Raw genomic sequence first — 16,054 nt, 5'->3', positions numbered from 1 at the left:
AAACATAAAGGCGACTTTTTCAACAGAATCGGCCATGTTCAGCCGGTCGCCCGCTGACTCGGCCAGACATTCAAAAGTCGCTTTCATGCTGAAAGCTGCCGCTCGCTTTGCTCCGTGACCCGGAAGAGGCTTGTCGTTGAACCTCCGACTATGGGTTGTGTGCGCTTCCGTCGACAACAGTTGGTCTAGGCGGCTTGGCGAGTATTCGCGTCGCTGCTGCAGCGAGCGTCTTCGATGACCTGCATGAGTGCCTCGCAGGAGAACGGCTTCTGCAAATAGACATCGAAGAGCCGGGCAATGTCTCCCTGACTGACAGCGTCTCCCGTCATTGAAACGAGGAAAGCCGCGGCGCGAATCGGCGTTTCCCTCAGCGACCGTGGGACAGCACTGCCTTTTATGTCGGGCAGGTTTTCGTATTTCAATAGCGCCGGTACGAAGGAGCCTGAGCGCAGCTTCGCCATCGTAGGCCACAGCAGCATGGTGGCCATAGCAGTCCAGCAGGAAAGCGAGCCTGTCCGCGACAGACTTATTGTCATCGGGCTTCGATCGGATTCCAAGCCTCGAGGACATCGTACAAACACGGGATACGTAGCCGGACCGCATGTGTCGCGATCTAACCAACAGCGCCAGACGGAGAGTTGGATCCGACCCACCGGCCGCAGCGCGCACGTCTGTCTACCAATTCGCACTGGTCACCATTAAAAATCCAATATTTTCAACTAGTTGTGTGATGGCTTACCGCGGCGCCACCGTTTGGCATGCACTTTGCGTTGATCCTCAACGAGGAGTGGCGACACCCTCAAAACAAGCTCTGACATTCCTGACTGACTAATTTACCCTTGGAGAATCGAAATGAACACACTGGTAATCAAAGACCTTCCCGTAGCCGTTGAGATGGATCGTACTGCAATGACCGCCGTCAGCGGCGGCAGGTTGCCGCAGCAGATCGTGAACATCATCCAGGCCGTTTCCGACTATGCAAATGACGCTCCTACCCAGCACAGTTTTACTGGCAGTGGGGCTTCTGTGACGTACTAACGGAAACACGGTGATTTCGTGGCTCAAGGCCCCGCCAACGAGGGGCCTCTTTGAATTCGCTTCCGGTGACTTTAACCGCGCTGCCCCGATACCGACCGTTCCGCCTCAACTCGACGGGTTGTTGTGAGCGTGAGCATTCTTTCTGAGGGCATTACGACCGTTTTCTTGTTCACGATCGATGAGGTACTAGGCTTCCAGTTCCTCACCAAGCGTGCTCAACTTTTCTCCTCGCAAAACAACGGACTCCCACGCGGACCGCGGACGCGAAACACCATGACGACGGAGGTGCCAGCACCTTGTTGGCTTAAGCCGCCGTCGGTGTGGCGACCGGCCAGCGGCGGCTAAGTCGAATAGTTGTTCCCGAAAATGCCACTTGAACGTACGGACCGGTCAGTTTTCTGCCAGTGAGAGCGTGCAGCGTGACTGGCCTATAGAGGGTCGATCAGCGACAGTGGCGGACGGCCGAGTCCTCGCAGACAAGCGTTGGCCGCCCGGATTATTTCACTAACTGTGGCAGCAGTTTTTCACTTACCTGGCACAGTTTTCACTTACCTCGGCACACGACAACACGACAACTGTCGGGTGTCGCAATTAGTGAAAAAGTACGTCTTGATTTAGTAGGCTTTTTTCACGATCGCTGTCACGACCCACTAACCGCGCGACGCGAAAAGTGAAAAATCCCGTTGCTTGTGTCGCATAAACTGAAAAAAACGCGGAAGCAGGGGACGGGGAATGAACTGTCGGAGGGTTTCGCTCGGGCCGAAAAACAGTCCCTTTTTAGACACAGCCTCGGCCATCGGCGGGCGTTCAAATAGCCTAAAATTTACGGGAGACGCATCGGCTCGACGCTCGCTGGGTAATGCAGCGTGGCCCTAACGCGGAGCCGGCATCGCCGTTCCGCGGACGGTCCGACTTGACCACGATGGTAAGCACACAAGGGACCCCCTTCTTGAGTCACGAACTAAGGGCCGAAATGTTCGCTGCTGCATGGGTGTCGCCGCATGTCGATCGCTGGGGCCCGTCCAACTCGGACGTTACAATCTATGGGAGTAGAGCCATGGTCGCGGTCAAATACGACGATCTTTCTACGGCCTTCGACTTCATTAGCTCCGCATCGCCGATGGAGCACAACGCATACGTCTCGCTCGATACGGGCGAAGTCTATTGGACATCTGAATTCAACGACGCATTAGACGAGAATGTTCCCGACGACCTGGAAACTTCGGATCGCTACCTTACGATACCGCATAAGAACGATCTCGATCTCGGAAGAAGTCTCGCCTTGCGCTTTGTCGCACAAGAGTTGCCTGCGCGTTACGACCAGGTCGAAGGATTTTTCCGACGGCAAGGCGCGTACTCGCGCTTCAAGGATCTGCTGCAGCGCGAAGGCGTTCTCGACGCCTGGTATACGTTTGAAGCCGACTCTGTCGACAGCGCACTGAGGCAATGGTGTGCCGAAAACGGCATCGAGATTCTTAAGACGTGACTGGCCGCTTAGTCAGGCGACAAAATGTCTGGCCGCGCCGGGTTACGGTCGCCGTGACAAAGAATCACCCAGCGTATCTGCTCCGAGTCGGATCAGAACTCTCGGGTCCCAATTGTCGGCAATCGGCCATGAGCGGTCTTTGCCTCTAGTCAGAGATCAATCATGGGAACGACCGTTTCTCGATCGAACTCGGTCATGCGACAGACTTCGGATACTAGGACCGGCAGCGGAGGTCGCGACTTGGCAGTACGTACGAAGTAATTGCCATGCGTTGGTTTGACGCGGGGCAATGTCTCCCGAGCACCGGGAGCGAGCCATCTTCCGGATGCTCGCCGATTAACCTGTCGCCTTGCCGCCTAGATGTTCGGATGAAGGTCGCGAACCGGGCTTTCCGCCTCAAGCAGCGAACCCAGATGCAGAATCGTAGACTCAGCCATCCAGCTCGATACCAGTTGCACGCCGATCGGCAGACCGTCCCGGCTCGTGCCGAACCTGATCGACAACCCTGGAAGTCCGGTCACATTGAACGGCACTGTGGCGCCCTGGATCTGCACGGCGGGCACGGACTGGCCGTTGATGACGATTTCCGACAACCCATGCGCGTGTGCAGGGATAGGCAGCACAGGGCATAGAAGCGCGTCATAGCGCTGGAAATATTCGGCGAAGCCGTCCCTCAGCCGCTCCGCAGCCTGCTCGGCGAGGATGAAGTCGCCCATGGTCGTATCGGGCGTCGCGAGCATGCCCTTGGAGATCTTGAACATCTCGCTTTCGTGGCCGGCAGTCGCTTGCGCGAAAGCGGGCTTCATTTCCATGACGTGCAGCCGATTGAAGACCTCAAGGCTATTGTCCCGCTCGAGCGCCGGGATACGCACAGGCTCCACAAGGCAACCGGCGCCGTGAAGGGCTTCGGCCGCCGCCTGTACGGTTGCTGCTACCTCAGCGTCGATCGGCCCGAAGCCAGGCTCGACCAACCAACCCACCCGAAGTCGTCGGTCCGGCGAGGCCCCGACTCCTGCGTCGAACTTAAGCGGGCTCGTGGAAAAGCCGTCGGCACCATCCGGCCCGGCGAGAAGCGAATAGGCCAAGGCGATGTCGCGCACGCTGCGTGCCATCGGGCCGACATGCCAGAAGCGACGGGGCGCCCGCGACCAAATTCCCGTCATCGGGATGCGGCCATGCGTGGCCTTAAGGCCGATGATGCCGGTCTGCGCCGCCGGGCCCCGGATGGAGATGGCGAGATCGGTACCGAGACCAAGCGGCGACATGCCTGCTGCGATGGCCGCCGACTCTCCACCGCTTGATCCGCCGGGTGTCCGATCGAGATTCCACGGGTTGTTCGCCCTTCCGGTCAGTAGATTGTCGGTTTCTGTCGAGTACGAGAATTCCGGAAGGTTTGTCTTGGCAAGCAGGATCGCACCGGCGCTCTTCATGCGCGCGACGCTGACGGCATCCGTGTTGGGGATGCGGCCCTTGAAGATTGGCGAGCCGCGCTGCGTCAGTACCCCTGCGGTATCGATCGAATCCTTTACCGTGAAGGGCACCCCATGCAGCGGGCCAAGCTCATCACCCGCCATGACCGCCGCCTCCGCCGCCTTTGCGGCTTCAAGGGCGTCGTCTGCAACTGTGACGATGGCGTTCAGCTTGGGGTTGACAGCTTCGATGCGGTCGAGGTGCGCCTGAACAACCTCGACCGGCGATACCTTACGTGTACGGATCAGTTCAGCCAGTTTGGTGGCGTCGTAATAGATGATTTCGGAATTCATTGCTTACCTCTTACAGGTGGATGTATCGATGGATGGTGAAACTCACATCCGACTTTCTAACTAACGTTTGTTAGGTTTGAATTTAGGCCGTATAATTCACTCCGTCAACACCATTTTTCGTCGAGGGCGGGTCCAGTGAAGAACCAGGCAGGCACAAACTCTAGTGACAAAATATTGGCGGCGGCCACGAGGATCGCGCAGGCGCATGGCTACGGCGGCCTGAATATTCGTACCCTCGCTGCTGACGTCGGCATCAAGGCGGCAAGCATTTACCACCACTTTCCAAGCAAGGCTGACCTCGCCGCAGCGGTAGCAAAGCGTTATTGGGAGGACTCAGCGGCAGTTTTGGAGGGACTGTGGACGGAATCGTCTGATCCGCTCCACTGCCTACGCCAATATCCCAATACGTTTCGTAAGTCGCTTGAGAGTGACAACCGCATGTGTCTCTGCAGCTTCATGGCTGCAGAGTTCGATGACTTGCCCGAAGCGGTAAAGAAAGAGGTCCAGACCTTCGCCGATGTCAATGTGGCATGGCTTAGCAAAGTCCTGTCCGCTGCTGCTGTTGTCAGTTCAAAGGAGTCCAAACGGCGAGCTCGCGCGATCTTCGCCGCAGTCGCGGGCGCTCAGCTTATGGCGCGGAGCCGCTCCGATATTTCACTCTTTGACGCGGTGATCGAGAGTTACCGGGCAGCTGGGCTCTTACCGGCGTAAGTGACGCACGCACGAACGCGAGGCGCTAAAGTCATAGGCCGTTGCGGATTACCTGTCGTCACTAGCCTGTTGCTGTGCTTGTGCAAGTAGGTCGCTGCGCGCATGAGTTCATAGTGCGCGCCTTTACCACCGTGCATTGGCGGAAAGTGCTTGCGGTCGACACACTTCAGCTCGAGCCGGGAGACCGTACATGTCTCACATGGATCAGAGGATGACCGACCTTGATAGCAACCGGATCGATGAACTGGCCGCGCTGCTGGCCGTCGCGCGCGAAGGCACGTTTGTTGCTGCGGGGCGTTCCCTCCAGCGGCACGCAACGATTGTCTCAAGGCGCATCGCTGCCCTCGAATCTCGCTTGGGCGTTCGCCTGATCGAGAGAACCACCCGACGTGTGCGCCTGACCGAAGCGGGCGAGCGCCTCGAAGCGCGCGTCCGGTCAGCGACCGAAGCCATTCTCGATGCGGAACTCGAAGCCAGCGCCAACGCTGCGGATCTGCGCGGCCGCCTGCGCCTGGCGTTTCCTGCTGCGTTGGGCCGCCAATGGCTTGCCCCGTTGCTGCCCGCGTTCCTCGCGCGCTATCCCGCGCTCATGGTGGAGGTCGAATACAGTGAGCGCTATGTCGATCTCGTCGCCGACGGTTACGACGCCGCCGTTCGCGTCGGCGTGCTGGGAGACAGCCGCCTCATGGCCCGCAAGCTCTGCCGTCATCGCAGAGTGCTCGGCGCATCACCGGCTTATCTCGAACGGCGTGGCGTACCTATCGAACCGAGTGAACTCGCGTCGCATAACTGCCTGGTGCTTCCGGCTTTCGCATCGTTTCCAGAATGGCGACTGTCTGACGGCGAGCGCACCGTGACCGTTATCGCGCAAGGGTCGCTGCTGTCGAACGATAGCCTTGCACTGCTCGATGCGGCGCGGCAGGGCATCGGCATACTGGGCGCGGGTGAATGGCTGATGGCGCGCGATTTCGCGCAAGGTACGCTGGTTCCAGTGCTTCCGGCCTGGTCTTTCGACACGGCTGGCGGCATCTATCTCGTGCGACCGTCGGCGCAATTCGCGCCCGCGCGCACAGAGGCTTTCATCGATTGGATCGTCGAGCTGTTCCATGATGGCCCGCCGTGGTCGAGGATCGGGCCGTCGTCAACCGCTGCGTGATCGCTTAGCCGAAGGCAATGCCGAGCACAGTGCGCAGCGCAATGCCGATGCAGCCGCCGACGACAGTGGGAATTGCGGTCTTGCGGATGCGCCTTCCGGCCGACAACAGGATCGCGAGCCCCGGCAGATCCAGCGGATGAAGCAGGAATCCGGCCCCGCCGGCACTCAGCACCGCCGGCACGAGATGTCCGCGCGCCGACATGTCATGCACGACGCCCACGAGCGCCGTGCTGCCAGCCAGGTATTTCGTGAGGATGGGAAGAATGAAGGCTGGCTCCACGCCGATACGTGCCAGCGCGGGCGCAAGCAGCGATTCGAGTCCATGAACCGCACCCACCTGCTGCAAGGCGGTGACGACGAGCGAAACGAGCAGCATCGGAATGATATTGATGACGATCTGTATGGCTTCCGCGCCACTCACGTTGCTGATGTTCAGCAACGAGAATTCCCCCGAGGCTTGCCGCTCGAAGTTGGACACTTCCTGCGTCGTGTTCGACAGACAACGTCCCAGTAACCAGTAGGTCACCGACGCCGCGGCGAGGCCACCCAGCGCCGAGAGCAGAAGGGTCTCGCCCGAATGCAAACCCAACACGGCCAGAGGAAAGAGAGCATTGGCCGGCGCCATCGCCAGCACGGCGGCGAGCGCCGCGGCGAGATGACGGTCAGATGTGCCGCGATCTTCCATGAGCGCGAGCGTGGGCAGCGGTGCGACGAAGCTGACGAAACTGATCTGCACCATGGCCAGCACGGCAATGCCCGTCAGACCAAAAGGCTTCGCTAAGGGACTGACCAGCCGAATGACGCGATCGAGGATGCCGCTCGCCTCCAGCAATCGAAGAAGAATCATCATCACCACCATGATCGGCAGCAACGTATAAAGCGAAACGTCGACGGCGTCGCGGCCAGCATGCAATACGACTTCGACGACACCTTCCATTCAGCGGGACCTCAAGACGATCGGACCCGATGAACTTCCGTTCTCCAGTGCAACATGAGCCTCCGACGCACGCTCGAGCGGATAGCTCTGCCAGACTTGCGGCGAGATGATGCCCTGTGCGACGGCTGCGTACACGTCCGCAACACGCTCGCGATACTCGTTCAGATCGCTGGCGTGCGCGGCGATCGATGGCCGTGTGAGGAACAGCGAACCTTTTGCATTCAGCGTCCCGACCTTCACCGGCTCGGGTATGCCGCTCGAAGCGCCGATGGAAACCATCACGCCGCGCGGGCGCAAGCTGTCGAGCGACGCGTCGAACGTTGCCTTCCCGATGCCGTCGTAGACGACGTCGGCCTTGCGGCCGCCGGTGACTGCCGCGACTTCAGCAGGCAGGTCACAGGTGCCCCAGACCAGCACGGCATCACATCCACGCGCGCGTGCGATCTCGACGCTCGATTCCTTCGATACAACGCCGATCACGAACGCGCCCAGATGCTTCGCCCAAGGGACCATCAACTGCCCAAGTGCGCCAGCCACGCCGTACAGCAGGACCACGTCGTTCGGACCGACGGGATAGGTCGTCTTGAGCAGATATTGAGCCGTTATGCCCTTGAAAGTCACGGCCGCGGCAACGTCGAAAGACATGTCGTCATGCAGGCTGATCAGCCGCTCGGCAGGATAGGCGCGTTCCTGAGCGTAGGCTCCGAGCGGGCCGAGTGCATAGGCGACTCGATCACCGACTGCAACGTTGGTTACTGCGCTGCCGACCGCCGCTACGTGACCTGCGGCTTCGAGTCCGACGCCGCCGGGAAAGGGAACCGGCACTGTGCCCTGGCGCTGCATGGCGTCGAGGTAGTTGACTCCGATGGCTTCCTGCACGATCCAGGCTTCGTGCGGGGCCAATTCTTCGGTTTGCACGGGATCGGTCAACAGCACGTCGGGACCGCCTGGTTGCGTCATTCGAATCGCAAATGCCATGGGCTTATGACTCACATCTTTGAGGAGAGAAACGCAATGATGGAATCGTTCAGAGCGAAGAACAATCTGTGCAGACGAAGCTCACTCATTCACCCGATGCACGGTTTGGACTGCTTTTTCGAAGAGACATAAGTCTCGGCTCGCCCCCTCAGTTCTTCACCAATCAAGAGGCGACAGCCGTCTTCGACGTTGTACACACGGTGTAAAGGTTGGCTACGAAACCGGGCGCGGCGACGCACCAACGGGTTTCTGACGGCAATACGTCTGCAGCGAGGTTACGAAAATTCAGACCGCCGTACCCATGCGCCTGCGCGATCCTCGTGGCCCCCAGGATTTTTTCCCGAGCGTTTGAGCTCACTTCATTCTTCACTGCTGCCGCTCTCATCAACGAGAAAAATTAGGCATTGACGAAGAACCTTATAGTCCCTATAGTCAAACTACCAAACGTTAGGTAGATAAATCACTGAGTCCCGATATTCATCGGTTTCGACACAACCAGACTGTAGAGAGGTAAGCAATGAGTTCCTACACCATCAATTTCGATGCAACCAAACTGGCCATGATGAAGATTTACGATTGGCACACCGGCCCTTATCCGGCTCGCGTTCGTATCGCTTTGGCCGAGAAGAACCTTCAGTCGCGCGTCCAGTTTGTTTCGGTCGATCTTTGGAAAGGCGAGCACAAGAAGGCCGAGTTCCTCGCCAAGAATTACTCAGGCACGCTGCCGGTGCTCGAACTCGACGACGGGACCTTTATTGCCGAGTGCACGGCCATTACCGAATACCTTGACGCGCTTGATGGCGCTCCAACACTTACCGGTACGACACCGCGCGAAAAGGGCGTGATCCACATGATGAGCAAGCGTGCCGAGTTGGAGCTGCTCGACGCCATTAGCGTTTATTTCCACCACGGCACACCGGGGCTTGGACCCCACGTCGAGATTTATCAGAACGCCGAATGGGGGTTTCGTCAGCGCGACAAAGCCCTAAGGGGTATGCACTATTTCGATGCCATTCTAAAAACACAGCCGTTCGTCGCCGGTGACGTCTTCTCGATGGCCGACATCACGGTCATAGGCGGTTTGATCTTTGCAGGACTCGTGGAATTGGCGGTGCCTGCAGAGTGCGAGGCTCTTCGAGCCTGGTACGCAAAGGTGCTGGAGCGTCCCAGCGTAAAGAACCGGATCACGATGTCGGAACCTGCCGAGGCATCCGTTTGAAATCGTCGTCTGTGAACGACTGCTTTCATCCGCTTGGGTCTTGAGGCGGCCGGCCGCAGCTTGATCCGAAGAGCACCGCGCCCGCTTTCCAGACCGACCTTACCCACCACTTCGAGACCGATGCGACAGCGAATGCTCGATTCGCCGCCACGATCAGGATCGCGCCTATATCAGATTCGTCGAAGACGATCTGCATCAGACCTATATCGAAGTGATCAAGATACTCGAAGAAGCTGGGATCGCTCACCTCTCTATCACCGAAGCCGATTGGGACAACGCGCCCGATCTGCCCAAGCGGATCGCCAACGGCTGGCCCCTAAACGTTATCGATCCGGCGACGGTCTACGGCGGAGCCGAAGAAGGGTTTACGGATTATCCGGAGTATTCCGGGTCTGGTTCTAACACGGCGAAAGCGGTGTTGGCGTAAGCAAACGTAGCGAAGGTCAGTTCGCCCATGTCATTGTCGCCTGCACTGTTACCGTTCAAACGGAAGTGCAGAAAAAGGAGTAGTCCTCATGTCTTCAGTTAATAAAAGCACCCAGCCCGCCACCCTCTTTGACGGCCCGTACTACCTCAGCATCGCTGGGAAGCTGCTCGCATCGAAGGACAGTTTCGATGTAGTCAATCCAGCAACCGGCAAGGTGTTTGCAAAGGCACCATCAGGCACTGCCGGGCAGCTCGAAGAAGCAATCACTGCAGCCAAAACCGCATTCAAAGCTTGGTCGGCGCTCAAATACGAGGAACGGCAGCAGTACTTAAACGCGTACGCCGATGAGCTTGAAAAACATCGCGACCAACTCGCGCGTCTGTTGACTGAGGAACAGGGCAAGCCGCTGACGACGATGGCTGAACCCGAGGTTGATCAGTCGATTTCCTGGATACGTCAGATTGCCGCGCGTCCCATTCCAGTTGAGATCCTTGAGGAAACTGACGACCATCTCGTCGAACTCCACCACACCCCGCTCGGTGTCGTTGGCGCCATCACACCGTGGAATTTCCCGGTGCTGCTCGCGCTGTGGAAGGTCGCCCCGGCACTGATCGCCGGGAATACGATGGTCATCAAGCCTTCGCCCTTCACGCCGTTGTCGACGTTGCGATTTGGCCAGATTGCTCAGTCGGTGTTGCCCGCGGGTGTGCTTTCGGTCGTTTCAGGCGGCAATGAGCTGGGACCGCAGCTGACTGGCCATCCGGACATCGCCAAAATCAGCTTCACCGGCTCGACGGAGACCGGGAAGCACGTGTTGCGCTCGGCCGCAGGCACGATCAAGCGCGTGACGCTGGAACTGGGCGGAAACGATGCGGCCATCGTCCTTCCAGACGCCGACTACAGATCAATCATTCCGCAGTTGTTCTGGGGGGCAATCGGCAACTCGGGTCAATGGTGTGTCGGCATCAAGCGTCTCTATGTCCACCGTTCGTTCCACAGGGAATTTGTCGAGGCGTTCGTCGACTACGCGAAGCAGCAAAAGCTCGGCGATGGCTTCGATCCGACGGTCGCTATCGGACCGGTGCAGAACAAGATGCAATTTGATAAGGTCAAGAGCTTCCTCGACGACATCAAAGCGAACGGGCAGAAGATCGTCCTTGGAGGCGACATCGACGAGAGCCGGCCGGGCTACTTCATTCCGGTGACCGTCGTCGACAACCCGTCCGAAAACGCCAGAATTGTGCAGGAAGAGCAGTTCGGCCCGATCGTCCCGATCATTGTCTACGATGACGTGGAGGATGCGATTGAGCGCACGAACAACAGTCCCTTTGGGCTGGGCGGCTCGGTTTGGGGTCGCGACACCAAGGCGGCGGTCGCCGTTGCGTACCGCCTCGAGACTGGCATGGTCTGGGTGAACGAAATTCACACGCTAGGCGTCGACTTCCCGTTCGGTGGCCACAAGCAATCCGGACTTGGCACCGAGCACGGCAATGAAGGGCGCCAGCTCTTTACTAATCCGAAGACCGTCTTGATCCGTAAGTAAGTGCCTCACCCCTCGGATGTTTGGGGGGGTGAGAGCGCGCCTTTTTGACCACCTGTTCAGGTGCTACCGACTTACGATAGATCAGTTTGTGCAAGGGCGAACGCCGGCTCAAGCTTTCACCACTGACAGATCACGCACACATATCGGTTATCGCATGGCGATCAATGGGCGTCCGCACAGGCCAATGGCCCGTTGGACGAACCGGAATGAGGAACGGCCGTTGCACCCTGCAAGCAGCCATTGATCTCGCACCGAACCGAAGGGCCGGAGTGGGTCGACTGCGGGCCCTCGCGGGTGACCGCGTACTCCAGTAACCACAGCCTGCGTCAGCGGATCATTTCGCCGACCGCCGCTCATTGCAACCCAACCATCCTCGCAAGTCCGGGCAGTCTCACGGTCTCCGTTTTTCCAGTCTCACGACAAGCGCCCCAGTCTCACCAATTCCGTTTCCCTGCACTGCGGCATAAAGCTCGCGCCAGGACGTCTGCGCGTGTACCCACTGGGGCCGCTTCGCGGCCTTCATATTGCTTCGATACCTACATAGGCTGTGCCAAGCCGCTCGCCGCTGTCAGGAATTCCCTACGGGGCGCACGTATGTTTGTTGGCAACCACCGCCAGCGTCTTTCCGATAGAGAGGGCGTCCTCATGGAAACTCCCTATGGAACGTGGATATCCATGAAAGCGGAGAGAAGGATTGGGTTCCCTAGAATCGCCCCATCGATGCAGACAGGCAGCATTCCGCCGCCACAGACAACAAAGGAGACTATCGATGACCCGGAGCTTTCTCGCGTTACGCCATATCGCCATCGCTTCCAGCCTGCTGTTCGGCCTTGTATCGCAGCACGCGAGGGCGGCCGAAAGCGGCACGATCACGATCATGGTCGGCGGTATCACGAAGCTGATCTACCTGCCGGCGCGCCTGACCGAACAGCTGGGCTATTTCAAGGACGAGGGGCTCGACGTCGAATTGCTGTCACAACCGGCTGGCGTCGACGCTGAAAACGAATTGCTGGCAGGTGCCGTCCAGGCTGTCGTAGGTTTCTACGACCACACGATCGATCTGCAAACAAAGGGTAAGGAAGTCAAGGCGATCGTCGTGTTCGGCCAGGTGCCGGGCGAGGTCGAAATGGTATCGACCAAGGCCGCCGAAACAGTGAAATCGATGGCCGACGTCAAGGGCAAGACGCTCGGTGTCACAGGCCTCGGGTCGTCAACAAGCTTCCTCACGCAGTACCTTGCCGGACAACACGGTATCCAGTCGACCGAATACACGATGCTGCCGGTAGGCGCTGACGCCAGTTTCATCGCAGCGATCAAGCAAGGCCGTATCGACGTGGGCATGACTACCGAACCCACCGTGTCGGCACTGCAGAAGTCCGGCGATGGCAAGGTGCTCGTCGATATGCGCTCGGTCGAGGGCACGAAAGCGGCGTTGGGCGGCACGTACCCGGCGTCGAGCCTTTATGTGCAGGCGGCATGGGCCGATGCGCACAAGGCGGAAGCCGCCAAGCTTGCGCATGCGTTCGTTCGTACGATGCAGTTCATCCACACGCATAGCGCAGAAGAAATCGCCGCGAAAATGCCAGACGACTATCAGAAGGACAAGCCGCTTTACGTGAGTGCGCTGAAGGCGTCGCTGCCGATGTACACGTCGGACGGCAAGATGCCAGCCGACGGTCCGACGACCGTGCTGAAGGTGTTGTCGGCGTTCAACCCGTCCGTCAAGGGCAAGCATATCGATCTGGCGAAAACGTACACCAACGAGTTCGTCGCGGCGAAGTAGACCGACGCTCGCCGATTGTATTAGTACGTCTCCTGCCGTTGAGCTCGTTGCGTTCCGGCGTCGCCTTCGCGATGCCGGCCACTTCCATGGATGTATCTGATGAACCACGTTGTTTCCAAAGACGCACCGGCGATCGAGTTTTGCTCGGTGTCATGTCGTTTCATTGCTCCCGACGGTAAGGCGACGGTCGCATTGCGCGATTTCAGCATGTGCGTCGCCAAAGGCGAGTTCGTGGCCGTGGTCGGGCCGACCGGCTGCGGCAAGTCGACGACGCTCAGCATGATTACCGGGCTGCTCAAGCCGACCACCGGCGAAGTGCGCGTGATGGGCGCGCCGGTGGACGGCATTGATCCGCGCATCGGCTTTGTGTTTCAGGCCGATGCGGTGTTTCCGTGGCGTTCGGTGCTCGACAACGTTGCTGCCGGACCGTTGTATCGCGGCCGCTCGAAATCCGCAGCGTACGACGAAGCCGACGAATGGCTGCGCCGCGTCGGGCTGGAGAAGTTCGGCAAACACTTTCCGCATCAACTCTCGGGTGGGATGAGAAAGCGCGTTGCGCTCGCGCAGACCTTCATCAACAAGCCGGAAATCCTGCTAATGGACGAGCCGTTTTCTGCGCTCGACATGCAGACCCGTACGCTGATGCAGGACGAGTTGCTGCAACTGTGGTCGGCCAATGCCGGATCGGTGGTGTTCGTCACGCACGATCTGGAAGAAGCGATTGCGCTGGCCGATCGCGTGTTCGTGCTGACTGCGCGGCCCGCGACGCTGAAGAAGGTCTATGAGATAGATCTGCCGCGTCCGCGAGTGACTTCGGAGATTCGCTACGAGCCGCGCTTCATCGAAATCTCGCGCGATATTTGGCACGACCTGCGCGAAGAAGTGCAGATCGCCTGACATAACCTGACACTGGAAATCACCGATGGCAACCCCTGAATACGCATTGCAGACGGGCTTCGATAGCGCGTCGCTTGCGACCGTTGAAAGAATCGCACAGCGCCGCATGCGTCAGCGGCATGCACTGATTATCGGCCTGCGGGTGCTGGTGCTGGTGATCGTGCTGGGCGGATGGGAACTCGGCGGGCGGTTGAAATGGGTTGATCCATTCTTCTTCTCGATGCCGTCGGCGATCTTTGCGCAGATTATCGACTGGTTCGTGAACGGCACCTCGCAAGGCCCGCTTCTGACCCAGGTCTGGGTCACGCTCGAAGAAACCTTCCTGGGTTTCCTGATCGGCTCGGCCGGCGGCATCGTATGCGGTGTGGTGCTTGGCCGCAACAAGCTGTTGTCCGATGTGTTCAGTCTTTATATCCAGATCGCGAATTCGATCCCGCGCGTCGTGCTTGGCTCGGTGTTCGTGATCGCGCTCGGCCTCGGGATGGCTTCGAAGGTTGCGTTGGCTGTCGTGATGGTGTTCTTCGTGGTGTTCGGCAATGCGTTCCAGGGCGTGCGTGAAGCCGACCGCTACATGATTGCGAACGCGCAGATACTGGGTGCCTCCAGACGCCAGTTGACCACGTCAGTGGTAATTCCATCGGCGCTGTCGTGGATTCTCGCGAGCCTGCACGTGAGCTTCGGCTTCGCACTGGTTGGTGCGGTTGTCGGCGAGTTCCTCGGCTCGAAGCAGGGCATCGGCCTGCTGATCTCGACGGCACAGGGCGCATTCAATGCCAGCGGCGTGTTCGCGGCGATGATCGTGCTCGCGGTCGTGGCGCTCACTGCGGACTATCTGCTCAGCGCGCTGGAAAAGCGCCTGCTGAAGTGGAGGCCTGCAGCATTTTGAACTTGAAGGGCCGGGAAGGCGATAGGGTCGCCGGCACGAGAGGGCGAAGCGGCGCGGCAGGCCCCGGTCTGAGCTGACGAAGAACATCGCCTTGCTGTCGTCGACGCGAACATCGTGACCCCACCGACATCGAAGGTACCGGACCCGGCTTCTCAATGGTCCGCCAGATTTGTTCAGTTTCATGCTGGAATGGTTTCCGTGGCGCCTGAGGTTGATAAATGCGCTCGCCGCGAAGGTTCGCTTGCGTGCGTCGCTTGATTGAGGAAAAGCGATGAAGCTGCTGTTGGTGGAGGACAACGCTGAACTTTCCAGACTGGTTGTCAACCTGCTGCGCGACGAAAACTTCGCGGTCGATTGTGTCCCCGACGGCGAGCGCGCAAATATGGTGCTAACGGCCCAACGATACGACGCGGTGCTGCTCGACATCCGCTTGCCAGGAATGGACGGTAAGGAAGTCCTGGCGCGATTACGCCGCCGCGGTGACAAGGTGCCGGTATTGATGCTGACGGCGCATGACTCGACAGACGACAAGGTCGATTGTTTCAGCGCTGGCGCGGACGACTATCTCGTCAAGCCATTCGATGCGCGTGAACTGTTGGCACGTGTCAAGGCGCTGATCCGCCGGCAATCAGGCGATATGTCGGTCGGCCTCATTTGTGGCGACCTGCAATACATATCCGACACGCGCGAATTCCGCCATAACAACACACCGCTGTTGTTGCGGGGGCGCGAGCACACGATCCTGGAAACGCTGATGCTCAGGCAGGGTAAGACGGTGTCGAAGGCAACTTTGATGGAAAGCATGTTCAGTCTCGACGACGAGCCGAGCGCAGATGCCATCGATATTTATATTCATCGTTTGCGCAAGCACCTGTCCATGTCGAGCGCACAGATCAAGACATTGCGTGGCCTTGGGTACATCCTGCGCTGCAAGGATGCCTTCCAGTAATGATGTGCGCAGTTCCGTATATCAGTAATTGCACTTAGTTGTACATATGATACGGGAAAGGTGCATGAAGGATTGAGCCAACTAGGATCGTGCTCATCGCCTGACTGGAGCCGTCATCCGAATATCCCGGCCTTGGTCACCGCGAGCGGGGAAAAGGAAAAATTCAACGTAGTAATATGAGGAGACGGTCTTGAAGAAAAAATATCTGACATTAGTTGTCGCGGCAGGCGCTTGCGCTGCGACCGGTGCTCACGCGCAATCCAGCGTTCAGCTGTATGGCT

The 16,054-nt window shown here is 58.8% G+C and carries 14 protein-coding genes and 2 pseudogenes; 11 read left to right on the top strand and 5 right to left on the bottom strand.

Going from position 1 to position 16,054, the window contains the following annotated elements:
- Positions 1 to 185 precede the first annotated feature (185 nt).
- A complete protein-coding gene (locus EOS_RS40585) occupies positions 186 to 488 on the bottom strand; it encodes a response regulator (RefSeq protein ID WP_235443121.1) in 303 nt (100 codons plus the stop codon).
- Positions 489 to 852: 364 nt separating this feature from the next.
- Here EOS_RS40585 and EOS_RS40580 point away from each other — a divergent pair, with 364 nt between their 5' ends.
- Both EOS_RS40580 and EOS_RS40575 read left to right on the top strand, forming a co-directional pair.
- Positions 853 to 1,038: a hypothetical protein gene (locus EOS_RS40580; protein WP_047897880.1), complete on the top strand. Its 186-nt coding sequence runs from the start codon at positions 853 to 855 to the stop codon at positions 1,036 to 1,038.
- 922 nt (positions 1,039 to 1,960) lie between these two features.
- Positions 1,961 to 2,524, top strand: coding sequence for a hypothetical protein (locus tag EOS_RS40575; protein WP_235443122.1), 564 nt, complete (start codon positions 1,961 to 1,963; stop codon positions 2,522 to 2,524).
- A gap of 356 nt (positions 2,525 to 2,880) precedes the next feature.
- Here EOS_RS40575 and EOS_RS40570 read toward each other — a convergent pair whose 3' ends face one another.
- The gene (locus EOS_RS40570; RefSeq protein ID WP_047897878.1) at positions 2,881 to 4,287 is read right to left on the bottom strand and encodes an amidase; all 1,407 of its coding nucleotides are present in this window, start codon (positions 4,285 to 4,287) and stop codon (positions 2,881 to 2,883) included.
- Between the two features lie 135 nt (positions 4,288 to 4,422).
- On the opposite strand from EOS_RS40570, the gene EOS_RS40565 reads away from it, so the two are divergent.
- The gene (locus EOS_RS40565; RefSeq protein WP_047897877.1) at positions 4,423 to 4,998 is read left to right on the top strand and encodes a TetR/AcrR family transcriptional regulator; all 576 of its coding nucleotides are present in this window, start codon (positions 4,423 to 4,425) and stop codon (positions 4,996 to 4,998) included.
- Positions 4,999 to 5,209: 211 nt separating this feature from the next.
- Positions 5,210 to 6,154, top strand: a complete 945-nt coding sequence (locus EOS_RS40560) for a LysR family transcriptional regulator (protein WP_047897876.1) — start codon at positions 5,210 to 5,212, stop codon at positions 6,152 to 6,154.
- A 4-nt stretch (positions 6,155 to 6,158) separates the two neighbouring features.
- On the opposite strand, the gene EOS_RS40555 is transcribed toward EOS_RS40560, so the two are convergent.
- The 3 genes and pseudogenes from EOS_RS40555 to EOS_RS48585 form a co-directional block, all read right to left on the bottom strand.
- Positions 6,159 to 7,091, bottom strand: coding sequence for a nucleoside recognition domain-containing protein (locus EOS_RS40555; RefSeq protein ID WP_047897875.1), 933 nt, complete (start codon positions 7,089 to 7,091; stop codon positions 6,159 to 6,161).
- Positions 7,092 to 8,069, bottom strand: coding sequence for a quinone oxidoreductase family protein (locus EOS_RS40550; RefSeq protein WP_047897874.1), 978 nt, complete (start codon positions 8,067 to 8,069; stop codon positions 7,092 to 7,094).
- Positions 8,070 to 8,328: 259 nt separating this feature from the next.
- A pseudogene (locus EOS_RS48585) lies at positions 8,329 to 8,439 on the bottom strand (TetR/AcrR family transcriptional regulator); the annotation flags it as partial.
- A gap of 147 nt (positions 8,440 to 8,586) precedes the next feature.
- On the opposite strand from EOS_RS48585, the gene EOS_RS40545 reads away from it, so the two are divergent.
- The 7 genes and pseudogenes from EOS_RS40545 to EOS_RS40515 all read left to right on the top strand — a co-directional run bounded on the left by EOS_RS40545 (position 8,587) and on the right by EOS_RS40515 (position 15,773).
- Positions 8,587 to 9,288, top strand: coding sequence for a glutathione S-transferase (locus tag EOS_RS40545; RefSeq protein ID WP_200908759.1), 702 nt, complete (start codon positions 8,587 to 8,589; stop codon positions 9,286 to 9,288).
- A gap of 151 nt (positions 9,289 to 9,439) precedes the next feature.
- A pseudogene (locus tag EOS_RS40540) lies at positions 9,440 to 9,715 on the top strand (alkene reductase); the annotation flags it as partial.
- Between the two features lie 88 nt (positions 9,716 to 9,803).
- A complete protein-coding gene (locus EOS_RS40535; protein WP_047897872.1) occupies positions 9,804 to 11,258 on the top strand; it encodes an aldehyde dehydrogenase family protein in 1,455 nt (484 codons plus the stop codon).
- Positions 11,259 to 12,027: 769 nt separating this feature from the next.
- Positions 12,028 to 13,041, top strand: coding sequence for an ABC transporter substrate-binding protein (locus EOS_RS40530; protein ID WP_047897871.1), 1,014 nt, complete (start codon positions 12,028 to 12,030; stop codon positions 13,039 to 13,041).
- A 99-nt stretch (positions 13,042 to 13,140) separates the two neighbouring features.
- A complete protein-coding gene (locus EOS_RS40525; protein ID WP_047897881.1) occupies positions 13,141 to 13,938 on the top strand; it encodes an ABC transporter ATP-binding protein in 798 nt (265 codons plus the stop codon).
- 25 nt (positions 13,939 to 13,963) lie between these two features.
- On the top strand, positions 13,964 to 14,824 hold the full coding sequence (locus EOS_RS40520; protein WP_047897870.1) for an ABC transporter permease: 861 nt from the start codon (positions 13,964 to 13,966) through the stop codon (positions 14,822 to 14,824).
- A gap of 271 nt (positions 14,825 to 15,095) precedes the next feature.
- On the top strand, positions 15,096 to 15,773 hold the full coding sequence (locus EOS_RS40515) for a response regulator (protein ID WP_047897869.1): 678 nt from the start codon (positions 15,096 to 15,098) through the stop codon (positions 15,771 to 15,773).
- Positions 15,774 to 16,054: the final 281 nt, after the last annotated feature.

This window comes from Caballeronia mineralivorans PML1(12) (assembly GCF_001028175.1).
Classification (GTDB): Bacteria; Pseudomonadota; Gammaproteobacteria; order Burkholderiales; family Burkholderiaceae; genus Caballeronia; species Caballeronia mineralivorans.
This window is presented reverse-complemented; position numbering and strand designations above follow the sequence as displayed.